Source organism: Gammaproteobacteria bacterium, from assembly GCA_013816845.1.
Taxonomy (GTDB): domain Bacteria; phylum Pseudomonadota; class Gammaproteobacteria; order DSM-16500; family DSM-16500; genus Aquicella.
In genome coordinates, this window is sequence record JACDDU010000005.1 from 202,099 (window position 1) to 228,004 (window position 25,906).

The following is a 25,906-nucleotide window of genomic DNA, read 5'->3' on the forward strand; positions in this document are numbered from 1 at the left end:
GATGGGATGCGATCAAAATCATGGCCCATCATTAAGCTAAAATGCTTAGAGTGAGACTTAAAACACTGACGCGAATGCATTTTAAGGGATGAGTTAACTTAATGACAAGGGAAATTCTTTTTGATGCGGCTTCTTACTTCTTTCGCAATAGCTAAACAACTAGTGAGTCCCGGAGATTCCATTCCAAATAAATTAATAACATTTTTAAGACCATGCACTGTTGCATCTTGAATGATAAAGTCTTGCGGTTGTTGATCAGGCGGAAGCGTTTTGGGCCGCACACCGGCAAAAGCAGGTTGTAAATCTTCTACTTTAATCGCTGGATAGTATTGTTTAATCGCATGATAAAATTTGGGCAGTAGGTGAGGTGAAACAGTGTAATCAATTTCATTAACCCATTCTACATCTGGACCAAAGCGAGTTATGCCTTTTAAGTCAGTCGTAGCATGAATCCCGAGACCCGATGTTTCAGGTAATGGATAAATTAAATGTGAAAAAGGGGCACTTTTTGTTAATTCAAAATAATGGCCTTTCGCATAATAGGAAAAAGGTATAGCTTGTATTGGCATTCCAACAATTTCCCTTGCCACAGCGGATGCCCAAAGCCCTGCGGCATTAATCAAATACGATGTTACGATGGTCATCCCAGCATGATTAGTCTGAATGTTAATATGATTTTTATCGAAAGTAGCATTTTGAAAGGCGATACCACACAAGATTGTACCGCCTCCATCTTTCACATCTTGTGTAAAATGTTTTAAAAGCGAATGCCCATCTAATACAGCCGTTTCAGGAGAATATAATCCAGCAACAGCTAGAATTTCAGGTTCTAACTTAGAAATGTAAGCGGCCGTAACAGGTATCAATTCTTTTATTTGATTAGCTTTAGCGGTGGATAATAAATGATTTAAAGCGGGAAGTTGATGATCAGAAGTTGCAACAATCAATTTACCTCTTTTGTTATAGGCAATTTTTTTCTCATCACAATAATCAATTAAGAGTTTACGACCTTCGACGCACAATTTAGCTTTTAATGTTTGCGGCAAATAATAAATACCCGCATGGACAACTGCACTATTCCTAAAGCTTGTTTCAGCACCGAGAATGATATTTTTTTCTAAGACGAGAACTTCTTGCCCTGCATGCGTTAATTCTCGAGCAATGGCGAGTCCAATAAGGCCCCCGCCCACCACCACATACTTACTTTGCATGTAGTCCATTCAAAAAAGCACCCGTGCGTTTAAACATTATTTCGTTCCCTTAATAACAGAATAAGAAAACCAAACAGATTGGATTGTGGGTAACACTTGGCTGATAGCTCTATTCCATAATGTGATACCGGCTGCAGGAATATAAACAACATCCTTGGGCTGAAGTTTAAAATTCTCTGCTAACAAAAGAGTTGCTGGAGAATGCGCGTTAAGCCAATAGACTTTCGGACAACTGTAATTTCCCCGAATCACGAAAATATGCGTAGGATCTGCAGATTCAGGCGTCATGCCGCCAGCCAAATTGATTGCTTCAATGAGGGAAGTTGGCGAATCTGTTAAAGGTTGTAGGCCTGGATGCAAAACTTCTCCCATCACATAGATTTTTTTACTTCTGAAACCGATTACGCGCACATCAAGTTGGGGTTGACGGATATATTTAGATAACAATCGGATAAGGTTAGTCCGCACTTGTTCGACGGTTTTTCCTTCAACATCCACATAGCCAATTAAGGGGAAGAAAATTTTGCCCTGGGCATTTACAAGATAACCCGTAGGAGAAATAGTTCGATTCAGAGAAGCATTGGCGCCTTGCTCAGAAGGTGCGACACCCGTCACCACATTAAATTCAGGGTGTCCCCAGACATAGACATTCAGAATATCGTAAGGACCAATGTAGTAAGTCTGCGCTGGGTTGTATTTACAACGATTCATTTCCCGCACTAAAGTGACATCAATTGGTATAAAGATCGGTTTGATTTCTTTTGAAGCCCTAATTGATTGGGGATTAACAGGAGCGGGTTCCATTCTCATCCCAGGTGCAATAAAGCAACCACTTAACCCTAACATCAAACAACCCATAAAAAATAATCGCATGTTAATTCCATAACCTCTTTTGCCATTCATCTACACCCTGCGCGATTAAACGATATGCATTTTGAAATATTTCCTTAGGTTTTTTGTAAGGATCAGCAATTTCAAACTCACTCCATTTACCTAAAAGATGAACCTTACCGCAGGAACTGGGGAACAACCGTATCATTTCATTACGATGATTTTTTTCCATAACCAGAATTAAGTCCGCTTCATCTACCATGATTTTATTGACTTGACGTGCACGGTGTTCCGAACAATCAATATTTTCAAGCTTTAATAATTCTTGGACCATGGGATCTGCAGGATAGTTCACTAACGCGCCCAACCCTGCCGAGCTTATCGCAACTTCAAGATGGCTCAATTTATGTTTGAAGATGGCTTCGCCCATGGGGCTACGGCAGATGTTGCCAATACAAAGGATGAGAATATTATTAAACATCGCAGGTTAACCTATCCCTAAGTTTTGCAAGGAAAAAAGCCGTAGCATTCCAATCGGCTGAATAAAAATTACAAATAATACCAATCTTACTGCGACTTGCAATAACATTCCGTTTGGTTATGAGGTTTAAGTAGCTTCAAACAAAGGGAATAGCAAGCAGGGCTGCCCAAATTTTGCCATATGTTCTATGTGAAACACGAAAAAAGGCTTACACAGCTCCAAGAGAGAATTCTTCATAGGTCTTAACGACTTTCAAGAAGGAAGGTTTTTTTTGTCTGACGAATAAACAGAGCTGATCTTGAATCAGTATATTTTTTAATCCATCTCGCTTATAAATGTCGTGATACATGCTTTTTCCTAAGTGTTTTTCAAACTCAATCAGCCAAAGGCGTTTTTTAGAAGAGGTTTGTGCTTCGAATAATTTTAAAATCTCTTTGTTTTGGTATTTTCGATAAGCTTCCATGTGCTCAACATGATTAGGCTTGCTAGTAATTAATTTGATTTTTTGTGGAACATCTTTACTCCCTTTGTTTGATTTATAGTCTTCTTTTAAAGCGCTCAATAAGTATTTTGCGAGATTACCAATTTTTCCAGAGATGAAACTATTTGAGGATTCAATGAGTAGAATTTTTTCTAAGACATATTTCTCCTCGTATTGAGCAAAAATTTCATTAATTTGACGATGCGCTAAACCAAATGTTTTCATCGTTTCAGTTAGACTGGCACGATAGTTGGAGGGTTTACTCTCACCTGCATTGAGAGCGGATGGTTTGATCACAAATTGAATCGAAACCACCTGACGACCTTGTTTTTTAAACAAAGGAGTCACGTGCAAAGGGGAAAACTTATTAACTTCCTCGACAGCTTTTTCTAAAACGCGATGCTTAAAATCGCGAAAAATTTTATATTTTCCGTCTTCGATACCCATTAACTTCCGAAATTTCAAAATATCAAACCAGGGCGTCTGCTCAATCCCTTGATAACGAATGCAATTCTCGTATAAAGCAAGCCCGTAACTTGATTTGAATTTAGCTTGTACGAGCATATTTAATCGACCATATAGTTCAGGACGGTGTAACAACTTCTTCATTTTATTACTGTACGAATAAGCACAAATTGGCCCATCAATGCTTGCATCAGCAATAATAGAACTCGCATTCCACACCCCTTGAGCATCTAAGCGGTCGCCATCAACTAAATTCCACTCAATAACTGTCGCTAAAAGATTCACTAACGCTTTTTTAATCGTTTTATGATCGTTACTGTCATAACCAATTAAGTTACACAACGTTGCAACATGGATGATATGCTCATCTTTTTTAAGTAAGTCTTCATAGGCATTAAAAAGCAACGCATTGGCTATTTTCCGTTGCAAAAGGCTCAACTTATTGCTCGAATGAATAGTCGCTACGTGTTTCTTCAATTCCAAGGTCTTCTTATTCTCGCCCATGAGATACCACCTTTTTCCTTAAAAAGTTATCCTGCAAACGTCACATTTGGTTATTTAGCTATAAAAAATCCAATAAAAACTTTGATTTAAAAATTAAATAATTCATTATTATACAAAGGGTTAAGTTGAAGTTAAGTGACTTAACTAATCCTAATTAAGCGTTGTACAATTGCCGTCCGCATAATACGACTTTGAACGCCGTTAATTTCTGGATAAACCTTACGCACATTAATGATCGCTGCATCTAACTCTTTTTTTAAAGCTTTTGAAATAACAACGGATTCAAGCTTTTCAAAACCCCGCATGACATCATTGATCTTTACAAATTCAGGAAAACTTTCCATGGCCAATAAAGCGTTGATTGCTTCTGAAACCCATCTACTTTTTCCTTTCATATCGTAGCCATCTTCCACCACTTTTTTCTTTAATTCGAGATGCAATGTTTGCGGGAGCACAAAAGTAATTTTCACTTTATCGTTCATAATCATCCTGCTTTAACTATTAGATGGATAGCGTTTTTCGAGCTTACGAAGAATTTGCTTAAAAGCTTCTGTTACCGACGCATAATCTTCCCAATCAATATTGCTATGTTCATTGGTGCTGAGCGTCGTGGCTTGACTATCAATGAGCGCATCAATAAACAGCTTTGCCACTTTAATATTTTTAGTCATCCCAAAATGAATTGTTTGTGCACGACGTCCACGTTTCTCTTTAGGTAGTAAGCGGAGTTTTCTTTTATTCGTATCTTCTATTGCAAGTGCTTTCATTTGTTTTAGGGAGGCACCTTCCAAACAAGACGCTAATAATTGTTCACGCACATTTAATACTTCCGCGCTCGCAACAAGAGCTGCTTTTTCAAGGTTTTTAATTTTATTCTCTTTGATAGCATTTTTTAAATCGTTTTCGGCCATCAATACTATTTTATAATTCATTGCATGCGGTTTTGTACAACCTAAAAGATTACTTAGCTCAGTGATGGTTACTTCTGCCGTAGTCATATTTTTTTTGGAAGCATACGCTTGTAGCATTTTTTCTAAATTGTTTAACCGCTCCCATAAGGTGAGGTCGGAACGTTCAACATTTTCAATCCATTGAAGCAAACTAATTTTTAATTCATTCGGTTTGCTATCCAAAATTTTGGCTTGGATTTCAGTTTTACCAGCTAAAACTGAAGCGAGAGTTCGTCTTTCCCCAGCAATAAGTCGATATTTCTCTCCATGTTTATAAACTAAAATAGGATTGATAATGCCTTGTTCACGGATAGAGTGTGCGAGAGTTTCTAATTCAACAAGTTCCTGCGATTTTCGTGCAAGATCCGGCTCACCATCTTTGAAACCCTGGCAAAGATCTTCAATGTTAACGGACAAGTTACGCGGATTGGAGGGATCGGTTTCAATTCTTTTGATAGGTATGACATCCACTCTCAATTCACCCGCATAATGATGTGCAGCGGTTATTGTTTCTTCTAAACCTTCTGTTAATGAATTGCTGATTTGAAACACTTTTTTCTTAGCCATAGTTCATCACCTTTTCCATAATATAACGACAAGCTCCTTCGTATTCTTTTCTCGCAAGATTTGATTCTGGCAAGTCGAAAATACTTTTGGGATTAGCATCCTCAACTAAAATTTCCGTATAAATAGCTCTTTTCTTAATAACATGAGGCATAACATAGTCGGCAACCCCCTTCATTTTGCATAAACCACTTAAAAAATGCTTATGCAATTTAATGTCCCGAACTTGGTTGGGTAAGATGCCTACCAATTCAATAGGATTTTCTTTTGCGCGATAAAATGATTCTTGCTTCCATAATTGCAACATTCCATAAATTCCTTCGATAGAAAATTGTTCCATCTGAGCAGGAATAACAATATGGGTTGCAGCCTTGATCGCAGCAATGGTGAGGGGGCCTTTCGAGGGCGGGGTATCAATAATAATGATTTCGTAATTTTTTTGAACATCTGGAAGTTGTAAAAACTTTTTTAACTGGAGATGAACTTTTTCAACGACTTCATTTTTGGTTACGGCTTCAGCTTCTTGCAGTTTAATCGAGTGGGCGGGCAATAATTCGAGGTTGGCAATCGAAGTGGGATAGGGTATGACTTCTTCACCATAAAAAATATTAGCAATACTACTACGCCCATCCCAATCATCATCTAAATCAGGTTCAAAATCGGGATGTAAGGCAGGAATTTTGCCTCCTTTGTAAGCAGGATCATAATCCATGCGCACATAGCGACCAGAAAAGTTTCCTTGTGGATCCATATCAATAATGAGGGTTTTCAGTTTTTGCACTAAAGCTGAATATTCCGCCAACATGATGGAATTTGTTGTTTTTCCTTCGCCCCCTTTATGGGTAGCGTTTACAATTATTTTTGCCATTGATTTATCCTTATCAATCTTTCGTAAAGCCCAAAAAGCATAACATGTGGCTTTTTACAAGTTAAGAAAAAAGACAACTATCCCACTAAACTGTTTGTTATGTTTATATGTGTTTAATATGTTTAGGATCTGTAAAGTATTGTAAAACATAATATTTGAGCTCCGAACTGCGACGTCCACAGGATAAACTGCGTCGTTTACAGGATTATTGGTGACGTTTACAGGACTGAAGTGTGACACTTACAGGACTAAAATCTCCCCTAATGCGACGTCTACAGGGTAACTGTGACTTCTACAGGATTTTTACCTAAAAGATAAAAGTTGATTAACCATAAATGATTTGATTTAATCAACGTCGTGTTTAATTGCTGACCGATGTTTTATTTCATGGAAAGAAATATTAAATTAAATCGAAAAGTTTTCATTTTAATGCTTGCTGCTTTGGCTCAGTCAGAATTACAAGCGGAATCGTTAATAGAAAATATTCAACCCAAATCATTACTCTTGCAAAAACAGCCCGGTTTTTTTCGCTTCAGTTACGATACGCTCTCAATGCCAAACCATTTAAGTCCGATGGGATTAATGGGCTTAGTGTATTACGCTGACTTAGCGCCTTATGTATATGGCGGTGTTGGTGGTTATGGATCTGTTGTGGGCACGCAAGGTGGTTTATTTGTTTTGGGGCTAGGCGGTGGTTTTCATGCCCCGCTCGTTGCGAATCTCATGGGTGATATTGGTTTTTTTGCGGGAGGCGGTGGTGGTCGATCATCTTTGGTCGGCGGCGGTTTGATGATTAAACCTTATGTTGGACTGATGTACAACTTTAAATGGGTCAGATTCGGGCTGCACTATAGTTACATTGATTTTCCAGACGGTTTGATCCGTAGTCAGCAAATCGGTTTAGATCTTGATGTGCCGTTAGAATTCCCTTATGTGAATTATCATGATGCAGTCAATTATCAGTGGAAATTTGCTGATATTTTTTTATGTAACCAAGGCAACATCGGATTTCAACGAAATGACTTCGCTATTATTTTGCAAGCGTATAAACAAAGAGCTGGAACTAAAAATGTACTGGGCGAAATTCAAGATGGTACGATCAGCCTTATAGGCGCCGAACTTGATCATTACTTTACGAAAGAATGGTTTTGGTGGGTCAAATCAAGTGGAGCCTACAGCGGTATTCCAAATGGTTACATGGATGTTTTAGGTGGATTAGGTTACCACTATCCTCTAGGGTCAACCTCTTTTGCACTTGTTCCTCAATTAGGTTTGGGGGCAGGTGGTGGCGGTAATGTTGATTCTGGCGGAGGGGTTTTAATAACCGGTCAATTGGGTCTAGAGCTTGCGCTAGGCCGTCATTTCGCAACACGTTTGTCTGGTGGTTATCTTGTTGCGCCCAAAGGCGAAATCAAAGCTGCAACCGGAACGGTCGCATTGATTTACCATCTCGATATTGCAGAAGAAGGATCAACCGCTTTACCGCTCACAACCAATATTTTTACCCAAGCTTTTCGCATTCATTTATTTAATCAAACTTATCTTCATCCCCAACGTACATTTATGTCAGGCACGCCCCCGATCAATATGGTTGCGCTTCAAATCGATCAGCTTCTTTCGCGCTATTTCTTCATGGCTTATCAAGCGTCATTTGCCTATGCTGGGAATCATGCAGGTGGTTATGCGACTGGGATGATTGGTCCTGGCATACAAACAGCACCTTTCTTCAATTGTCGCGCAGAAGCTTATGCAGAAGTTCTCGTTGGTGCAGGAGGCGGCGGCAGTCTTGCTTTGGGGGGCGGATCTCTCATCGAACCAGTTGTAGGACTTCATTATGCCTTAACCGACTCGATCGGTCTGACTGGCAGTGTCGGTCAATTAAAGGCAATAAAGCATGATCTCAATACGACTGTGATCAATGCAGGAATAACCATTCGATTTGGTACTGTGAACCAGATTTAATTTAACAAGTTTATAAGTCCGTTTATTCTATTTAATTTCTTTTTATAAATCGTCCCCTCTAAATTTAAACAAAAAAAAAGAGCAGCTAAAGTGCTGCTCCTTTCGGATTTATGACGATTTTTACATAAACTTGTAAATAACGCCAACACTGAACAAGTCAGTGCTTGGATGACCAAGCGCCGTAACGCTGCCATAGCTGCTGTAGGTGTATTCGCCACGTAGATCCCAATTTGGGCAAATATTTGTTTGACCACCAACGCCAACATGCCATGCAGAAGCGTTTGCACTTTGGTTCGAGAAACGAGTTCTTTCACCACCAACACGAGCAAATGCCATAACATAATCTGTTAGCATAATGCCTGGGATGATACTTCCACCCCATGTCCAAGTGGATCTAGCTCCGGCACCATCTGCGTTTCTGTAGTTCTTAACTTGGAAGCTGTCGCCGCCAAATAATTCACCAGCTAGGTAGAAACCTGGTGTGAGAACACCCGCATAACCAAGAGACAATCTGCCTTCGATGCCTTTGTAAATAGCTGGCGCGCCACTGTAGTTATTTCTAACTGCAGCACTTAAGCCAACATATGGACCCGACATAAAAGAATAAGTTGCACAGGTTGGACAACTTGGTACGCTCATTTCACCCTTATAATCTCTATCACCTTTATAAGAATGTCCTGCAAAAGCAATACCGGAACTTGCTGCTAAAACTGCACTTGCAATTACTAATTTCTTAAACATACATTTACTCCTTAAATCGTTATGTTTAATTTTTTACGCTGTAATTTAGCCAAATAGAAGCCACTTTAATCTTCTAAACTAAGCTAACATACTACTTTTTTAACGTCCTTAGTACCTATCAACTTTTAGCATCACCATTGTCCGGATAAGCTATCGAGATACTGATTATGGGCCTCTATTCGCGTGTTATTTTCATACCACACTAGTGCACCAGGTACTAAAGATACCTGACAATCATATACCATTTTAAATAGCTAATCAAATTAAAGCCTTACCTAAAATAATGCTCCAATACCTCAGGGAATAAGGGAAAGCCGCATTCGTTTTAGTAGAGTTCTGAAGAGTAGGGACGGGAAAGTACTAGGGATAAAAACTCCATAAATAAGGATTGATAAAAAAAAACGGAAGGCTAGAATGCGAGTTAGGTCTTACAACAGATAAATAAATGAATGGTAACTGGAGCTCAACGCTTAAGGAAAGAAAGTTTAGGGAGCAATAAAACTTAATGAATGCGACAACTCTTCCCCGACATATTGCAATTATTATGGATGGCAATGGCCGCTGGGCTAAGCAGAAACATTTACCGCGGATTGCAGGTCACAAGGCCGGAGCGCAATCTGTACGCCGGATTGTTCGCTGTTGTGCGGAAAAAAAAGTTGAAGTTTTAACACTGTTTGCTTTTAGCAGTGAAAATTGGCAACGCCCTGCGCAAGAAGTAAGTTATCTGATGGAGTTATTTATTACCGTTTTGAAACGTGAAGTTAAAAAAATTCATGAACAAAATATTCAATTAAGAATAGTCGGTGACCGAACTCGTTTTGATGATCGTTTACGTCAACAAATGCTCAAAGCCGAAAAGTTAACTGCAGGTAATACGGGACTAAAATTAATTATTGCAGCCAATTATGGTGGTCGTTGGGATATCAGAGAAACGCTACGTTGCATTGCAAGTGATATTGAAAAGGGTGAGCTTCGGAGTGATGAAATCTCGCTTGAATTAATTCATAAGAAAACAGCTTTTGCCGATTTTCCAGATCCTGATCTATTGATTCGTACGAGTGGTGAACAGCGTATTAGTAATTTTTTATTATGGCAACTTGCTTACACCGAACTCTATTTCACAGAAGTGTTTTGGCCTGACTTTAATGCTGAAGAATTTGATAAAGCACTAGCTTTTTACGCCATGCGTGATCGGCGTTATGGTGCGCGTCCTAAGCTAACGGTCAATGTTTAAATTAGGGTCGTATAAAGGATCATCATCAGCCGTCGCCTGATCTGCAAAATCGTATCCATAATCAGAATAGTAAATATTCCTGCCTCGGGGTCTGTCCGAATTATAGTAAACTCTATCATATGAGGTTAAACCAACACCATTGCCACAAGAATTACAGGTGGCAGCATTTTGATTCCAACAAGAACTACACGAAGAAGTATTGTAAGTCGCGCATGTTGAGCAAGTTGAAACGTTAACTTCTGTAGGTCCACAACCACAGGGAGAAGGTTGCGGATAAACATAATAGACAGAAATAAGAGCACTGTTACGCGGTCGATAGGTTTTTACATAATGTTTCTTAACATGTCTTACTTTTTTACGATGATGGACGCACTTAGCTTTTTTGGCGACCCAAATAGGCGCAACTTCTGGATAGGCAATATAATATTCTGCATAAATGTTTGTGGTTAACAAACTAAAGCAAAACATAGTGAAACTACCCATCAAGATTTTAAAATAATTAAGATTCAATTTCATACGCACTCCAATAGTAAATAAGCAAGGGAGAAGGCATGAACATTCATGCTTATCTCTTAGCTGCTATCCACTTAACTGCGGCGTATCACTTATTTTTATAAGAAATTTTTAAAAAACTGCAAATGTTGGTTCCCAGTGCGGTGGTTTCCATTCCCAACCTGTGCATTCATTTGAATCAATTCTATGTTGACTACAGTTCCAATAGCCTTGTATCCAAGCAACACCTTGAGATGAATTTTCGTATTGGCAAACACGATGTTCAGGAACCCAAAGCGTTTGATTCCATCCTTCTTTTACCGTGAAGCAATGCATAAACCCACTCGGTGCTTCAACTATTTCTTTTGCAGGTGGAGCAAGCGTTATAATTCTTTTTTCTGGAACAATCGAATCTATTGCAGTCGTCGAAGCAGCCGCCCCTAATAACCCATTAAAAGGCAGGAAGCCGATAGTCATGATCAGTGGACCCAGGCTATAAAAATGACGCATTGCAACACTCCTTTGTCCTCTTACTAGAATACCGCTTTAACCCTTTACAGGACAATGAGCGAAGTCGGTGGAGCAAAGGATTATGTTTAAAAACAAGCGATTATAAGGGTTAAAAAAAGAAGGCCGCAGTATTCTATATAACGAAGATAATCTGGCGATAAAGGATAAATTGGATTAAATTAAGGACTTAGAAAAAAAGGATCATTATGAGCATTTTCTCGACAGCGATCCCTTCTCCTCAAATGGGAAAGGTTAATCAATTTATAAAATTGCTTACACAAGTTGAATTTGATTTGAAAAATTATTTAGCAGGTTTAGAAAGAAATATTTATACCAAAGAAGAAGCGGATGCTGATCCTGATTTTTCTAAAGCGGATGAGGCATTTAATCAATTGAGTATGTTTTATCAATCTTTACTCGAAATACTTTCAGTAAAAGTTATTAGCGCTGATCATCTGCAACGAATAAGCTCATTTGCCAATCTTCTACTGACAAATCGATTTGTCGAGAGTCAGCCGTTTTTTATTAAAACGTTGTTAGACATTAGATCCTATAGTAATGAAAATTTCAGCGTTAATGTATTACCCAGTTACCCATCTTATCAACAGAAAAAAATTAATGGACAAGGTTTTTTTCCGCAAAATGCGCAAGAAGACGAGCAAATTGATCTGGATTTACAACAAGCTCTACAGAATTCGTTTTACTTACGATAGTACGGTCACTATGTCAAAATTATTTGGTGGTAGTTTATTGATTGCAGGGACATGTATCGGTGGCGGCATGCTTGGACTGCCAATCGCCACAGCTAAAAGTGGAGTGCTTGGATCCAGTGTTCTTTTTATCATTTGCTGGATGTTAATGACCTTTACAGCTTTGCTTACGCTCGAAGTCAATCTCTGCTTTCCAAAAGAAAGTAATATGATTTCCATGGCTAAAGCTACCTTAGGTAAATCAGGCGAGATCATTTGTTGGACCGTTTATTTATTCTTTTTATACGCTTTAGTCTCAGCCTACATTGCGGGAGGACAAGATGTTCTTCATGGCCTTTTAGCGCTCATTGGCATTGACGCACCCATTGCGGTTTGCGCATTTATCTTTGTTGGTGTATTTGGCGCTATTGTTATGGCAGGCGTTAAACATGTGGATTTATTTAATCGTCTATTAATGATGATTAAACTCTTAACGATTTTTGTGTTAATTTTTTTTATCGTCCAGCAAATCGATCTAAACAATTATATAACTTCAAAACCGATCTATGTTTTATCAGCCGTAACAGTTGCTGTCACTTCTTTTGGTTTTTCTATTATAGTGCCGAGCCTACGAAATTATTTTGATGATAATATTAAACAATTGCGTCTTGCGATTGTTATAGGTTCGATACTGCCTTTACTTTGTTATATTATGTGGAACACAGCTATTTTTGGTTCTGTACCCCTACAAGGGGATTTCGGTTTAGAACGTTTACAAACCTTAGATCAACCTATTACAGGATTGCTCGCATCGCTACAACATTTTGTTCCGCAACAAACAATTATTATGCTTGCACGGGGTTTTACATCAATTTGTGTGTTAACCGCTTTTGCTTGTGTCTCATTAGGCCTTGCCGATTATCTTGCTGATGGGTTTAAAGTCAAGGCAGAAAGTAAAGCGCGTTGGGGCGTGATGCTTGCAACTTTTATTCCGCCTATTGGCGTTGTTTTGTTTTATCCTCAAGCTTTTATCATGCTTTTGGGCATAGCGGGATTACTCTGTTTAATTCTACAAGCGCTCATGCCCGTATTGATGGCGTGGCGATGCCGTTATGTCAATAAAATTGAAGGCAGTTATCAAGTCTTTGGCGGTAAACCCTTGCTCATTTTGGCAAGCTTGACTTCGTTGATTATGATTTTTATTGCGAGTTATCAAATGATATATAGAGAGTTTATTTAATTCGATCAAAACAAAATAATATGATCAGTTAATTGAATTATAATAATAAGATGACTAATCACCCAACCAGCTGGATCACTGTAAAATCTGCAGGGCTTTATTGTAAGCCTGGGCAATTTTTTATTGATCCGCATTATCCTGTTGATTATGCCATTATTACTCACGGTCATGCCGATCATGCGAGACCAGGTCATAAAAAAGTTTTAGCGACCGCTGAAACGCTTAAGATCATGAAAGCAAGATATGGAGATCAAGCGGGATTATTGCAGCCGTTAAAGTACCATCGACCAATTGTTCATCGTGAAGTTAAAATTTCATTTATTCCCGCAGGCCATATCATTGGTAGCGCCCAAATTTTATTAGAATATCATGGTAGCCGGCTCATTATTTCAGGCGATTATAAGCGTCGGACGGATCCAACCTGCTTACCTTTTGAAGTCGTACCGTGTGATGTTTTTATTACGGAAGCCACTTTCGGTTTGCCTATTTTTATTCATCCACCCATTGAAGATGAAATAAATAAACTTTTGACTTCCTTGCAACAGCATCCTATGCGTTGTCATTTGATTGGGGCTTATGCGCTAGGCAAGTGTCAACGTTTAATGCTTGCTTTGCGTGAGCAAGGTTATGATCGGCCTTTTTACTTGCATGGTGCAATGTTGAAATTATGCGAACTCTACCAATCCTTGGGATTTTCTTTCGGTGAGTTGACTCCTGTGACTGCGCAAAATGCGCGGGATTTAGGTGGTGAAATTGTCTTTTGTCCGCCATCAGCTTTGCAAGATCGTTGGTCGAGGAAATTGCCGCATAGCCTTATTGGCTATGCATCTGGTTGGATGCAAGTGCGTGCACGCGCGAAACAAAAAGGAGTTGAGCTACCCTTGATCGTTTCAGATCATGCCGATTGGAATGAATTGACTCAGACGATTCAACAAGTGAAAGCCCCCGAAATTTGGGTGACGCACGGGAATGAAGAGGCACTAGTGTACTATGCAACGTCGCAAGGTTTGCAAGCAAAAGCGGTGGCTAATTTACATTATGAAGATGAGGATGATTAATTGCGTGAACTAGCTGAGCTCCTTAATCAACTTTATTTCACTTATAGCCATCTTGAAAAAATTGCTTTGTTAAAAAGTTATTTTGCTCGCATACCTGATCCAGAGCGTGGGTTATCCATTGCCGTAATCGCGGGTGTTTTAAATTTTAAATATTTTAAGCGTACGTTGATTCAAGAACTTGTTGAAGAATTTATCGATCCTATTTTATTTCGATTATCTTGGGATTACGTCGGTGATTTTTCTGAAACTGTTGCTTTATTATGGCCGAACCAGATGCCCCATTTTGAACAATTACCTTCCATAGAGGAAATTGTTACAACCTTTTCTAGTTCAGATAAATCAGCTATTAAAAATTATTTATTACATTTGTTAAATACAGCATCTCAAAATGAACGATGGGCGATTATTAAATTAGGAACGGGTGAATTGCGTATCGGTGTGTCGCAACGATTTTTAAAACAAGCCCTAGCCGAATATGGTGGAAAAGAAATTAGTGAAATAGAAGAAGTTTGGCATGCTGTAAAGCCTCCCTATGAACTTTTATTTGCATGGCTTGAAAATACTGCCCCCAAGCCTGATCTTGTTAATAGTGTTAATTTTCATCCTGTTATGTTATCTCATCCGCTGGATGATAAATCTTTACTAAAAATTCATCCCGATGATTTTTTTGCGGAATGGAAATATGATGGGATTCGTGTTCAAGCAGTAAGTACCCATGCTGGACGCGCTTTATTTAGTAGAACAGGCGATGATATTAGCAAAGCTTTTCCCGATGTCATTCTCAATATGACGTTTGATGCAATTTTGGATGGGGAACTTGTCGTTTATCATAATGATAATCTGGCCAATTTTAATGATTTACAACAACGCTTAAATCGTAAAACGCCCAATAAAAATCTAGTAATCACTTATCCGGGTCATATCATTATTTATGATGCATTGATGTTAGATCAAATTGACTTGCGTCATGAGCCGTTAATAAAAAGACGGGCGATATTACAAACTTGGTTTGACGTTAAAAAGTTAAAAGGATTTTCTCTGTCGCCGTTAGTATCATTTACCGATGAAGCATCATTAAAAAAATTACGCGAAGACATTATGAATTCACCGCACCCTTCTATCGAAGGGTTAATGTTAAAAAGGAAAACGAGTCCTTATCTTGCTGGACGGCCAACCGGTCACTGGTATAAATGGAAACGGGACCCTTTTTTGGTAGATGCTGTCCTTATGTATGCCCAACGAGGATCCGGTAGACGGTCTTCTTATTATTCAGATTTTACTTTTGGTTTGTGGTTTGAAAAACAATTGCTACCCATTGGGAAAGCTTACTTCGGTTTTACCGACGAGGAACTTTATCAATTGGATAAATGGGTGCGTACTCATACTGTAAAGAAATTTGGGCCTGTTCGTGAAGTTGCTAAGGAATTGGTTTTAGAAATTGCATTTGATGCAGTACAAAAATCTACACGTCATAAGTCAGGATATGCATTACGTTTTCCACGTATTCACCGTATTCGCTGGGATAAACCAGCGTTAGAAGCAGATCAAATGGATGTGTTAGCACAATTGCTAAACAGTTTGTCTTAAATTCTTTGCGCAAAATTAATTTTTTAAAATTAGTTCATTTCATCTCAGGGTTTTCACTAAGATACGCTTTAAAAAGGCAGTGTTAGTATTACTTCTTATGTCTTTTAAATTATATTAACAAAAAAGTAGGTGAGTTATGGCAAAAGATGAATCGAAAAAGAAAACTTTACCAAAACAACATCAAAATGTGCAGCCGGGCGTTGAATCGCAAATGCATCCCCTACCAGAAAGCCTAGATCCAAAATATCGACCCGCGGGTAAATTAAAAAATAAAGTGGCTATTATTACCGGCGGAGACAGCGGCATCGGTCGTGCAGTAGCCATTTACTACGCTTTAGAGGGAGCGCAGGTCGCAATTGTTTATTTGAATGAACATAATGATGCTACAACAACTCAAAAGCTTGTAGAGCAAACGGGCCAACGTTGTTTACTTTTCTCTGGGGACATCAGTGAACAATCCTTTTGTAAAGAAGTTGTAGAACAAACGCTGCAAGCATTTAAGCGCATTGACATTTTAGTTAATAATGCCGCAGAACAACATGTACAAGAAAAATTTAGCGACATTAGCAAAGCACAATTAGAAAAGACATTCAAAACCAATGTTTTCGCGTACTTTTTTTTAACGCAAGCCGTACTGCCTCATTTAAAAAAAGATTCAAGTATTATTAACACAGCTTCTATTACTGCCTATCAGGGCCATGATGAATTAATCGATTATGCTGCTACAAAAGGAGCGGTTGTTTCTTTTACCCGCTCGCTTTCATCTCATTTAGTAAAACAAGGTATCCGTGTTAATGCAGTTGCGCCGGGACCGATTTGGACGCCATTGATTCCTTCAACTTTTTCTGCAGAAAAAGTTGAAAAGTTTGGCAGCAATACGCCCATGCAGCGTCCAGGCGAGCCCAGTGAAGTGGCGACTTGCTATGTATTTTTAGCATCTGATGATGCTTCTTATCTATCTGGACAAGTGCTACATCCCAATGGTGGCACTATCATTAATGGCTAATCGTTTTTTATGAATAGGGAGTTTAATCATCGAATTCACAGTGATTTTAAGATGACTGATATTTAAAAATTTCACAAATATGATGATCAAATTGGAAACTTAATTGTGTGAAGGGGAGTTTATCTCCCCTTCTAGGATTATTTCAGCTTACGTGGTGAACACACAGGTAACCATGCTTTTCTCTAGTTTTTTTGATAGTCAAAATTGTTTTTTCCACCGCCTCGCGATTTTGACAGGCAAAATGCATGATGCGACCTGTTGCTTGATTAATTCCACCCCAAATTTTAGTAATCACCCAATCACCAAAAAAATCTTTGTTAATCCTTAATTCATAATAACGGCGCTTATCTAAATGTTCCCACCGATAAAAAGAATATAAGTCGTCATCTGGCCTCACATTATTCTCGCAATGATTATTTATTTGGAAGATCTGAAGGCTGATCCTCGCTCGGATTTGGATATTCTTTAGTAGGAATTTCACGTGTTTCTTGATCATGATTCTGCATGTAGACGCTCCTTAAGGTTGATGATTTCTGATCTATTGAAGTTACTGTACTTTAAACCTTGAACTAACTTCGGCTCAATTAAAAATTACAATAAACTTGGATTTAATCTTATTTTAATATAGTTTTGATTGAGAACAATATAATAACAAGCTTGTAGTTAACGCCCAATAATAAAAAAGTACTCCTTATGTCGATTTATCAGAAATTTATATTCCTATTTTTAGTCTTAGGAAGCGCAACGCTTAGTTTTGGCGAACCTATTGATCTAATTACAAAAAAATTGAGTACTTCCATTGATCAAAGTAAGCCAGAAGCAATCAAACTCTTAAAAGACTTAGTCGATATCAATAGCCAAACCGAGCAAGTTAAGGGAGTTCGTCAGGTTGGGATGTTGCTTGAAGCGCAATTGCGCACCTTGGGTTTTGATACCTATTGGGAAGAAATGCCAACTGAAATGAATCGCGCAGGAAATTTGTTTGGTGTTAAAAAGGGAAATAAAGGCAAAAGGTTACTTCTCATTGGTCACCTTGACACTGTTTTTCCGGGTGGTAAAAATTCCTTTCAACCTTTATCTAATCATTGGGCGCAAGGCGTGGGTGTCAGTGATATGAAGGGTGGTGATGTGGTCATCATTGAAGCCCTCAAGGCGCTTAATCGTTTTAATTTACTCGATGACACAACGATTAGGGTAGCTTTTATTGGCGATGAGGAAAATGCAGGTTATCCCATTAACACAGCCCGGGCAGAATTAAAAAAATTAGCTCAAGAGAGCGATGTGGTTCTTGATTTTGAATCTGGACCACCCAGTTTGGGACGAAGAGGCGTGACAAGTTGGGAATTACTGACCGTCGGAATTCAACAACACTCTTCTTTAATTTTCCAACCTGATGTCGGCAGTGGGGCCATTTTTGAATTAGCCCGCATTCTAAATGCCTTCGCAAAAGAATTGAGCCACGTTGAAAATCTCACCATCAATTCCGGTATTGTATTAGGCGGTTCTGAAATTGATTATCGATCTCCTCAAAAGAAAGTCGAAGGTTCAGGTAAATTTAATGTTATTGCAAAAATGGCTTACGCAGGGGGAGATTTACGTTATATCTCGTTAGAACAAAAAAATGATACTCAAAGTAAAATGAAGCAAATTGTTGACAACCATTTTCCTCACACGAAGGCAAACATAACCTTTACCCAAGTGATTCCACCTATGACGCCTAATCAGGCTGGTGAAAAATTGTTAAGCCAATATAATGAAATTCGGGTTTTATTAAAAAAACCTGTTCTCGAGCCTTTGCCCCCAAAATTACGGGGCGGTGGTGATATTTCATATGTTGCAGACATCATACCTGCCGGTTTAGTAGGTTTAGGTCCTCTGGGGAAAGATGAGCATTCTACGAACGAAGAAGTTGACTTAGATTCTTTACATGATGCAAGTAAACAAGCCGCTATTTTAATTTATAGGCTAACCCATCATTATCCTAATCTCAACTTAGATTTCCAAAATAAACCGTAGTATCAAAATGTTGTTATCTAAAAAAGTATAGAAATGCTGAAATGTTTTGCTATCTCAGCTACAGTACTTTCCAAAACAATACTGGTAACATTGACGTTGATGAGACGTCACTAACCCTTTTTATATTGGTAAGGTACCGCGATGAAAGCCAAAATTTTTCAAAATAAATTACTTGTTAAAAAATCCCGCATGCATGGATACGGTGTTTTTGCTCTGAAAACTATAAAAAAAGGCGAATTAATTGAGGAATGTTATACCCTTGTTTCCAAAGGCGGCGATAAGCGTTTAGAGGATTTTTATTTCGACGCCAAGGGAAATTATGCTTTATTGCTAGGTTTTGGCAGTATCTACAACCATGCTGAAGAACCCAATGCAGATTATAAAATTAATATCAAAAATAAACTCACCCGCATTAAGGCTATCGCAACGATTCGCAAAGGTGAGGAGATTTATGTTTCGTATGGGGATGAGTGGTTTAGTAGTCGCGGGATGAGACCTAAAAAAGTTCCCCCGAAAAAAAAATAGATTGTTAACCTTCTTAATTTATTATCATGCATTTCTATTAATTTCGTGTCGCTCCGTCAGCCCAGGCTATCTTTACTGTCTTTGTCAGTAATTTACTTTAAGACCTGGGCCCGGTGTTTTAGCGCTAATTATGTAAGCCTGGGCGGATGGTTTGGCACTAAACGATGTAGATACTGTCTACTTTTATTTAATCCTTATGGTGGAGGATCGTTTACATGAATACACAATTGTTAGTGAAGGAAATGAAAGATGCCAAGCGATATCATCTTTTGAAAGACGATTCTGACTTAGCTATGTTTGCATCTATTGTTCATCATCCTGAAAACCTAACCAATGATCATATCCAATTCATTGGAAATGCTTATTTAAATTTTTATTCGAAGCCCCAAGGGTATGTTGCACGAATTTTTAAACCCCATGGAAGCCATGCCTTTGCTAAAGCGCTAAGTATTATGCAGACGAATGGTTCAGTGCAAGACCGTTGGAATACACTCGTAAATTTCTATTCCAAATTTCCTAAAACGTCAGGAGATTTAGCGATGACGTTGCTTTATGTTTTTGGCTGGGCCTTTGATAAATCTTATACAACATATGATTTAAGACCAGTTCCTTTATTAAATGTACAGTGGGAAATGCTTCCACCTTCAGCATTGGCAGAACAGTTACAAAATGCAGTGAACGGTTTTTATGCCAAACAACATTTAAATTTTGTTAAGGAATGAGTAAGTCACACAACGGTTTTTTTAAACCTATTCGTATTGTTGCTCGCTTATCATTTCAACTCAATGTTGTAGACCTTGATCATTAACATTGACAATAGTAACTCATAACTCGTTTGATCAAATTCAACTGAGGCAATGGTTGTAATGCATAAAAAAGGTTTCAATATTTGATAAGTATATACAATAATCACACAAGTATTTCTCTATTACTTTTCCAAAATGCAATAGGAATACGATACATAAATTGAGAATTAAAAATTAAGGTTAGTGAATATTGTTTATGGATTCTTGTTCTTCTAAAATTTCAGGAGAATAGAATTCATGATAATTTTTTCCATGGTTTTTAACTTGATAAAGCGCAGTATCAGCATTCTTAAGTAACGTGTGAATGTCATTGCCATCTTTCGGATACATACTAATTCCCATGCTGGAAGAAATTTTAATGGTATGTTCTTTGAAATGAACGGGTTCTTGTAAGCGGGCGTATAAATTTTTAATGATCGTATTAACTTGAAGTGGATTTTCAATTCCTTCGAGTAAGAGAACAAACTCATCCCCTCCTAAGCGGACTGCTAAGTCATTTTCCTTAATGGAAGCCTTCATTTGCTCAGCAAAATAACGAAGTAAATCATCGCCTACTTCATGACCCATCGTATCATTTATTTTTTTGAAATAATCTAAATCGAGAAAGACAATAGCAAGTTTTTTCTTATGAATGCTGGCTTGATGTGCGCTTTTTTGGAAAACATGATAAAGCAAGTTGCGATTTGCTAATCCCGTTAGCTGGTCATGCGTCGCTTGGAAATATAAATGAGAATTTTCTAAAGCAATGGCAGCCTGAGAGGTCAAGAGTTGCAAGGCTTCTACTTGGGACGGGGTGAAAGCATCGGCCATGCTATTGTTTTCTAAATAAAGTAAGCTGCGCAATTGACCTTGATAAAGAACTGGCATCATTAAAGCAGATTTGGGCTTCGCTGTAATGAGATAGGGATCATGGCTACTAAGATCATCATGATAATCTGTGGACAAAATAATCGGTTCAAGGGTGCGCTGCGAATATTGAATAAGACTTAAAGGTAAATTGCTTTCTTCATCAATAAATTGGGTAGGATTTAAGTAAACGGTTTGCTTTTCAATATCACCTTCTGCTTCTATCATCCATTTTTTATTTTTTTCTGTTAATAATACTCCGCGTTGTGCGCCAGCATTTTCAATTACAATTTTTAATAAATTTTGCAAAAGTTTGTCTAATCTAATTTCACTGGAAATTGCTTGGTTGGCTTTAATAATAGAAATAAAATCAAGTGTGGCACTAGCTGTGGTATTGGTGGTGATTGTCGTATTTCTACCTAAAGTGCTTAATGAAATTTCATTGTTTTTTTGCTTAACAATATAATTTGGATAACCTTCCTCTAATTGTTTAACTTTTGTTAATGCACCCCAACGTTCGTAAGCATAATGAGCTTCTTGAAGGTAAATTTTAGCAAACTTAGGTTTGTTTAAAGACAGATAAAAACGTCCCGCACATTCATTGGCAACTGCAATGACATGTAATGATTCGTTTTCCTTCGCGGCTTGAATGGCTTGGTCATAACCTTGTTGCGCTTCCAGTTCATAATGAAGAATGCGGGCTAATTCAGCTTTAATTAATAAATAGTAATGCTCGAAATTTAAAGCATAAAAATCGGTATTTTTGCGCATGATGTCGCGTAATTTTTTAATTTTCTTTAAATAGAGCGATTGCTTAGCTTTAGGGATATTTTCGTAACAAGCGGCTAAACTTAGTGCGTAAAAGAACTGATATTCGTAAATTGTAACTAATCCTTGTGAAAAGGCTGCATATTTTTCATTCTCAATACCTGCGGCCATTGCGCCTTCATAATCACTGAGTAAAAATAACAATTTAACCTTGAAAGCGAAAAGTGATGCATTTTCTGCTTTATTTAAACCCGGCTTAAAATTTAAAAATTCCAAATTGGCATCATGATGTTGTAAATAAGTAACGGAATTTTGGATCAATTCAGTCACAGCTAAGTATTCATAAACTTTAGCTTTTTTACTAAAAGCTAAAGCAGTTTTCGCAGACTCTTCCACTTCTCCTAAAGGTCTACCCATGACATACAAAGTATTGGTGTAAATTCCTATACTTTGCCAAGCCGCCATCAGATCGCCTTGTTCAAGTCCGTATGTATAAGCATTTTTTAGATTTCCGAGACTCGTAGCAAGAGGATAACGCCAATAATTAATAAATCCACCGAGAGTAAGTTCTTTACCAGCAGACGTTACAGGAGGATAGAATGTACTTATTTTATTAGCAAGCTCGACAAAATTGAAACCTTGAACGTATTGATGAAAAATATGGATGAGAATGAATCCATAGAGACTAATGAATCCTGATGAATCTTTAGTATAACCATGTTTTAAAGATAAACGGGTGGCTTCACAATTAATTAAACCTAATAAATTATGATTGAATGAATAAGCAATTGTTGCAAGGACGGTCATGATTTCAAGCCCCAAAATGAGCTTAGGATCAGTCATCGGTTTAAGCTCATTTTTAAGTTTGCTAGGGTCACCAACTTGTAATTTGAGAAGAAGGATAGCTTTTAAAACATGTAATACACTGGGTTTATAGGGTAAATTAATGTTTAATAACTTGAGTGCGTCTAAGCCAAATTTGGCAGCCTCAGCATGTTGATTCGACGTATTAAGCATACGCATTTTAATCATGTACGCATCAGCTTTTTGAAGATTATCTTGTAAGTGTTCAATAAGTGTATCGAAATATCGATCCGCTTCTTGCATGTTTGCCGTTAAATATTCACATTCGGTCAAATTTCGATACAAAATCGCCATTTCATTAAAATGTGTTTTCCATGGATTTTCTGGCATCAGCTTTAAACTATTTTCAAAGTAGTTTTTAGCGGCATCAAAGGCAGTGGCGGATTTCGCTTTCAAGCCCGCCCAAATATTTGCCTGTAACACTTTTTCTTTTTCCTCGTTATCTGTTAATAAAAGTAATGCTTGATTGAAATGATTTAAGATATCGAATAATCGTTCATCATTGGCTTGTAAAGGTGCATCTTTCACCAATAATCGCCCAATACTTAAATGCGCTTTTTGTTTTTCATCATGGGTGAGTAACTGATAAGAGGCTTGCTGAATCCGGTCATGAATAAAGCGATATTGGACAATTTTATTTAATTGGCTCTTCGGCCCGGATACATTTTCATCTAACCCTTCGATTAAACGATAATTATCATCGATGGGCGTTATTAACTGTGCATCAACTGCATCCCAAAGATATTGCGCTGTCGTTTTTAGAGAGTTTCCAGTGATGATGCTCAAGCTTTGTAAATCAAAAACATGGCCTATACATGCAGCTAGGGTTAATAAGTGTTGGGTAGGTTTAGATAATTTAACAATACAGCCCGTTAACAAATCGATAACATTATTAGTTACCGATGCTTCTTCAATTTTTTCTATATCCCAATCCCAGGTGCCATTTTGTGGGGAGAAAGTAATTTTATTTTCTTGTAAGAGCATTTTAATAAAAATATTAATGTAAAATGGATTTCCCCTTGTTTTACGAAATAACACATCGCTTAACATTTTAATTTGTAGTTGCTCAGAATTATTATGAAACGTATCAGCAAGAAGATGTGTAACATCCTTTAGATGTAAAGGTAAAATTTTAAGGACGGTTGGCGTCATTATTTTATTATTTTCTAGTTCTTGAATTTCAAGTGCTAAAGGATGAAGTTGAGTGAGTTCATTATCGCGATAAGCCCCAATCATCATAAAGTATTTTAATTCTGGATCACTGAAAAGTGCTGAAAATAATTTAAGAGATGCACTATCTATCCATTGTAAATCATCTAAAAAAATAACGAGAGGATGATTGGGTTGAGCTAGCACTTTAACAAAAGCTTGAAAAGTTAAAATAAAACGATTCTGTGCGGCTGTTGGCGATAATTCGGCTAGGGATTGCTGAGGACCAATAATGGCTTCCAGAGCGGGAATAATATCAACCATCACTTGACCATTATTCCCTAATGCTTTTAAAAAATCCTGCCGATAAGCTTCTAATTGCTCATGCGATTCCATTAGTAATTGTTTAATTAAATTTTGAAAAGCTTCGATAAAACCTGTGTAGGGCGTAACGCGTTTTAGTTGATCAAACTTACCACTGATAAAATAACCTCTTTGTTCAGTGATGGGTTTTTGAATTTCTTTAATTAACGATGTTTTACCGATACCCGCATAACCTTGAACGAATAATAATTCTTTTTGTCCTTGGGCAATGTGGCTAAAAACCTCGAGCAACTGTTCAATTTGTTTTTCTCTACCGTATAATTTTTGTGAAATTTGCAGATTACTTAATAGTTCATATTGAGCTAAGGGGAAAGCAGCAATCGTTTGATTATTTTCCCACTGCTTTGCACAAATCATTAAGTCCGCTTTTAATCCTGCGGCACTTGCATAACGTTCTTCTGGGGTTTTGGCTAATAGTTTACTAATGATAGCCGCGAGTGCTTTAGGTATAGAAGGATTAATACTATCAACTGTGGGGGGAATTTTAGCAATGTGACAATGCGCCCATTCGACAAAATCATTTGCTTCAAATGGTAATTGCCCCGTCAACATTTCATAGAAAGTAATGCCAAGCGAATATAAATCTGATCTTGAATCAATAACACGATTCATTCGTCCCGTCTGTTCAGGTGAGAGATAAGCAAGTGTGCCTTCAAGAACATTTTTTTGGATATCTTGTTGTTGTTCTTGTCCAATTTTTGAGGCGATACCAAAGTCGATAATATGGACTTGGAGGGTATCGGCTTTAATAACAATATTATTGGGATTAATGTCTTTATGAATAATGTTATGACTGTGTAGTTGTGCCAAGCTATCTGTGATCTGTAGCGCAATCGTAAAAAATTCTTTAAGAGGTAATGGTTTGCCATCTAAGAATATTTTTAAAGAATAATCCGCTACATCGTCAAGAACTAAAATGAGTTGGTCTTGTTGGGTAATTAGTTCGCGAGCTTTGCTTAAACCGGGGATCGATAAATTTTGCAGCACATGATATTCATGTTGGAGTGAGGCTCTAACGGACAGAGTAGGGAGCTCTTCTACCGTGGTTTTTAAAATAACGGTCTGTCCATCTTTTGAACGCATACTCCGGTAAATAGCTGTATAGTCACTCTCAGCTAATAACTCAAAGTTTTCATAATCCTTTATATTAATCATGATCTTACCTAAATTACCCTGGAATATTATTTTTTCTTTATAAAATATATGCTCGTACTCTTAGTATAGCGCTTTTTAACCGAAAAAATTTAAAGCTAATTATCCTAAGTTATTGTTAAATAATAATTTTATTGAAGGTTCCGCATTGAATGTAGCTGAGAGAGTCATTAATATCAAAGGTCAAGAAGGGGAATAAGATAAAATATTTTGATCTAAGTAATTTCTAGCCATAATTTTGCATTTCATACGTTTAGTCTGGTTTGGTAAATCATTGGCTTATAGGCACTGCCTACAAAGAGTGTTCTTCTATTTTATATTGATCAATTCAAGACGGAAATGCCGCGTAATGAAGTTAAAATTATCTTTTGGACGACTCTTTTTAATACCGACTCAAACACTTCTTTTCACCTACTAGACTTTATATAATACTGAGATCTGCACCTTTGAAATGGTTAGCTCACTGAAAAGCTCAATTTGATAAAGCAACTCTGATGGTTCCCTTGCAAAAGCGGAGAATTT

The 25,906-nt window shown here is 37.7% G+C and carries 21 protein-coding genes; 10 read left to right on the forward strand and 11 right to left on the reverse strand.

Features of this window, described 5'->3' with window-relative positions; all coding sequences use genetic code 11:
* Window positions 1-98 precede the first annotated feature (98 nt).
* From H0W64_10660 to H0W64_10690, 7 genes are all read right to left on the reverse strand, one after another.
* Window positions 99-1,211: an NAD(P)/FAD-dependent oxidoreductase gene (locus H0W64_10660; protein ID MBA3662182.1), complete on the reverse strand. Its 1,113-nt coding sequence runs from the start codon at window positions 1,209-1,211 to the stop codon at window positions 99-101.
* 36 nt (window positions 1,212-1,247) lie between these two features.
* Window positions 1,248-2,084, reverse strand: coding sequence for a polysaccharide biosynthesis/export family protein (locus tag H0W64_10665; protein MBA3662183.1), 837 nt, complete (start codon window positions 2,082-2,084; stop codon window positions 1,248-1,250).
* 1 nt (window position 2,085) lies between these two features.
* On the reverse strand, window positions 2,086-2,523 hold the full coding sequence (locus H0W64_10670; GenBank protein ID MBA3662184.1) for a low molecular weight phosphotyrosine protein phosphatase: 438 nt from the start codon (window positions 2,521-2,523) through the stop codon (window positions 2,086-2,088).
* A gap of 208 nt (window positions 2,524-2,731) precedes the next feature.
* Window positions 2,732-3,973, reverse strand: coding sequence for a replication initiation protein (locus H0W64_10675; protein MBA3662185.1), 1,242 nt, complete (start codon window positions 3,971-3,973; stop codon window positions 2,732-2,734).
* A gap of 140 nt (window positions 3,974-4,113) precedes the next feature.
* Window positions 4,114-4,455, reverse strand: a complete 342-nt coding sequence (locus H0W64_10680; protein ID MBA3662186.1) for a hypothetical protein — start codon at window positions 4,453-4,455, stop codon at window positions 4,114-4,116.
* A gap of 12 nt (window positions 4,456-4,467) precedes the next feature.
* On the reverse strand, window positions 4,468-5,490 hold the full coding sequence (locus H0W64_10685) for a ParB/RepB/Spo0J family partition protein (protein ID MBA3662187.1): 1,023 nt from the start codon (window positions 5,488-5,490) through the stop codon (window positions 4,468-4,470).
* Window positions 5,483-6,355 (reverse strand): ParA family protein, encoded by an 873-nt coding sequence (locus tag H0W64_10690; protein ID MBA3662188.1) that lies wholly within the window; start codon window positions 6,353-6,355, stop codon window positions 5,483-5,485. The genes H0W64_10685 and H0W64_10690 overlap by 8 nt, the downstream gene beginning before the upstream one ends.
* A gap of 387 nt (window positions 6,356-6,742) precedes the next feature.
* On the opposite strand from H0W64_10690, the gene H0W64_10695 reads away from it, so the two are divergent.
* Entirely contained in the window at window positions 6,743-8,317 is a 1,575-nt protein-coding gene (locus tag H0W64_10695; protein MBA3662189.1) for a hypothetical protein, read from the forward strand.
* Between the two features lie 120 nt (window positions 8,318-8,437).
* Here the strand turns inward: H0W64_10695 and H0W64_10700 are convergent, their stop codons facing one another.
* Window positions 8,438-9,058 carry an outer membrane beta-barrel protein gene (locus tag H0W64_10700; GenBank protein MBA3662190.1) on the reverse strand — a complete coding sequence of 207 codons (621 nt, stop codon included), beginning with the start codon at window positions 9,056-9,058 and terminating at the stop codon, window positions 8,438-8,440.
* Window positions 9,059-9,563: 505 nt separating this feature from the next.
* Here H0W64_10700 and H0W64_10705 point away from each other — a divergent pair.
* Window positions 9,564-10,292 carry an isoprenyl transferase gene (locus H0W64_10705; GenBank protein ID MBA3662191.1) on the forward strand — a complete coding sequence of 243 codons (729 nt, stop codon included), beginning with the start codon at window positions 9,564-9,566 and terminating at the stop codon, window positions 10,290-10,292.
* Here H0W64_10705 and H0W64_10710 read toward each other — a convergent pair.
* On the reverse strand, window positions 10,275-10,808 hold the full coding sequence (locus H0W64_10710; GenBank protein ID MBA3662192.1) for a hypothetical protein: 534 nt from the start codon (window positions 10,806-10,808) through the stop codon (window positions 10,275-10,277). The two genes, H0W64_10705 and H0W64_10710, sit on opposite strands and share 18 nt — an antisense overlap.
* Before the next feature lie 108 nt (window positions 10,809-10,916).
* On the reverse strand, window positions 10,917-11,294 hold the full coding sequence (locus H0W64_10715) for a hypothetical protein (protein MBA3662193.1): 378 nt from the start codon (window positions 11,292-11,294) through the stop codon (window positions 10,917-10,919).
* Between the two features lie 206 nt (window positions 11,295-11,500).
* Here H0W64_10715 and H0W64_10720 point away from each other — a divergent pair, with 206 nt between their 5' ends.
* The 8 genes from H0W64_10720 (at window position 11,501) to H0W64_10755 (ending at window position 20,137) form a co-directional block, all read left to right on the forward strand.
* Entirely contained in the window at window positions 11,501-12,007 is a 507-nt protein-coding gene (locus tag H0W64_10720; GenBank protein MBA3662194.1) for a hypothetical protein, read from the forward strand.
* Between the two features lie 10 nt (window positions 12,008-12,017).
* Window positions 12,018-13,223 carry a tryptophan/tyrosine permease gene (locus H0W64_10725; GenBank protein MBA3662195.1) on the forward strand — a complete coding sequence of 402 codons (1,206 nt, stop codon included), beginning with the start codon at window positions 12,018-12,020 and terminating at the stop codon, window positions 13,221-13,223.
* A 50-nt stretch (window positions 13,224-13,273) separates the two neighbouring features.
* The gene (locus H0W64_10730; GenBank protein ID MBA3662196.1) at window positions 13,274-14,281 is read left to right on the forward strand and encodes a ligase-associated DNA damage response exonuclease; all 1,008 of its coding nucleotides are present in this window, start codon (window positions 13,274-13,276) and stop codon (window positions 14,279-14,281) included.
* The gene (locus H0W64_10735) at window positions 14,282-15,868 is read left to right on the forward strand and encodes a cisplatin damage response ATP-dependent DNA ligase (GenBank protein MBA3662197.1); all 1,587 of its coding nucleotides are present in this window, start codon (window positions 14,282-14,284) and stop codon (window positions 15,866-15,868) included. It abuts the gene before it with no gap.
* A gap of 136 nt (window positions 15,869-16,004) precedes the next feature.
* Complete coding sequence (locus H0W64_10740) at window positions 16,005-16,874, forward strand: SDR family oxidoreductase (protein ID MBA3662198.1); 870 nt, start codon at window positions 16,005-16,007, stop codon at window positions 16,872-16,874.
* Between the two features lie 693 nt (window positions 16,875-17,567).
* Window positions 17,568-18,890 carry a M20/M25/M40 family metallo-hydrolase gene (locus tag H0W64_10745; protein MBA3662199.1) on the forward strand — a complete coding sequence of 441 codons (1,323 nt, stop codon included), beginning with the start codon at window positions 17,568-17,570 and terminating at the stop codon, window positions 18,888-18,890.
* A 141-nt stretch (window positions 18,891-19,031) separates the two neighbouring features.
* Window positions 19,032-19,415, forward strand: coding sequence for an SET domain-containing protein-lysine N-methyltransferase (locus H0W64_10750; GenBank protein ID MBA3662200.1), 384 nt, complete (start codon window positions 19,032-19,034; stop codon window positions 19,413-19,415).
* Between the two features lie 215 nt (window positions 19,416-19,630).
* Entirely contained in the window at window positions 19,631-20,137 is a 507-nt protein-coding gene (locus tag H0W64_10755) for a hypothetical protein (protein ID MBA3662201.1), read from the forward strand.
* A gap of 264 nt (window positions 20,138-20,401) precedes the next feature.
* On the opposite strand, the gene H0W64_10760 is transcribed toward H0W64_10755, so the two are convergent.
* Window positions 20,402-25,387, reverse strand: a complete 4,986-nt coding sequence (locus H0W64_10760) for a diguanylate cyclase (protein ID MBA3662202.1) — start codon at window positions 25,385-25,387, stop codon at window positions 20,402-20,404.
* Window positions 25,388-25,906: the final 519 nt, after the last annotated feature.

Bases quoted from the DNA above. Each gene is read 5' to 3' on its own strand.
- H0W64_10660 (MBA3662182.1), bottom strand. From the start codon at position 1,211: ATGCAAAGTAAGTATGTGGTGGTGGGCGGGGGCCTTATTGGACTCGCC.
- H0W64_10665 (MBA3662183.1), bottom strand. From the start codon at position 2,084: ATGCGATTATTTTTTATGGGTTGTTTGATGTTAGGGTTAAGTGGTTGC.
- H0W64_10670 (MBA3662184.1), bottom strand. From the start codon at position 2,523: ATGTTTAATAATATTCTCATCCTTTGTATTGGCAACATCTGCCGTAGC.
- H0W64_10675 (MBA3662185.1), bottom strand. From the start codon at position 3,973: ATGGGCGAGAATAAGAAGACCTTGGAATTGAAGAAACACGTAGCGACT.
- H0W64_10680 (MBA3662186.1), bottom strand. From the start codon at position 4,455: ATGAACGATAAAGTGAAAATTACTTTTGTGCTCCCGCAAACATTGCAT.
- H0W64_10685 (MBA3662187.1), bottom strand. From the start codon at position 5,490: ATGGCTAAGAAAAAAGTGTTTCAAATCAGCAATTCATTAACAGAAGGT.
- H0W64_10690 (MBA3662188.1), bottom strand. From the start codon at position 6,355: ATGGCAAAAATAATTGTAAACGCTACCCATAAAGGGGGCGAAGGAAAA.
- H0W64_10695 (MBA3662189.1), top strand. From the start codon at position 6,743: ATGGAAAGAAATATTAAATTAAATCGAAAAGTTTTCATTTTAATGCTT.
- H0W64_10700 (MBA3662190.1), bottom strand. From the start codon at position 9,058: ATGTTTAAGAAATTAGTAATTGCAAGTGCAGTTTTAGCAGCAAGTTCC.
- H0W64_10705 (MBA3662191.1), top strand. From the start codon at position 9,564: ATGAATGCGACAACTCTTCCCCGACATATTGCAATTATTATGGATGGC.
- H0W64_10710 (MBA3662192.1), bottom strand. From the start codon at position 10,808: ATGAAATTGAATCTTAATTATTTTAAAATCTTGATGGGTAGTTTCACT.
- H0W64_10715 (MBA3662193.1), bottom strand. From the start codon at position 11,294: ATGCGTCATTTTTATAGCCTGGGTCCACTGATCATGACTATCGGCTTC.
- H0W64_10720 (MBA3662194.1), top strand. From the start codon at position 11,501: ATGAGCATTTTCTCGACAGCGATCCCTTCTCCTCAAATGGGAAAGGTT.
- H0W64_10725 (MBA3662195.1), top strand. From the start codon at position 12,018: ATGTCAAAATTATTTGGTGGTAGTTTATTGATTGCAGGGACATGTATC.
- H0W64_10730 (MBA3662196.1), top strand. From the start codon at position 13,274: ATGACTAATCACCCAACCAGCTGGATCACTGTAAAATCTGCAGGGCTT.
- H0W64_10740 (MBA3662198.1), top strand. From the start codon at position 16,005: ATGGCAAAAGATGAATCGAAAAAGAAAACTTTACCAAAACAACATCAA.
- H0W64_10745 (MBA3662199.1), top strand. From the start codon at position 17,568: ATGTCGATTTATCAGAAATTTATATTCCTATTTTTAGTCTTAGGAAGC.
- H0W64_10750 (MBA3662200.1), top strand. From the start codon at position 19,032: ATGAAAGCCAAAATTTTTCAAAATAAATTACTTGTTAAAAAATCCCGC.
- H0W64_10755 (MBA3662201.1), top strand. From the start codon at position 19,631: ATGAATACACAATTGTTAGTGAAGGAAATGAAAGATGCCAAGCGATAT.
- H0W64_10760 (MBA3662202.1), bottom strand. From the start codon at position 25,387: ATGATTAATATAAAGGATTATGAAAACTTTGAGTTATTAGCTGAGAGT.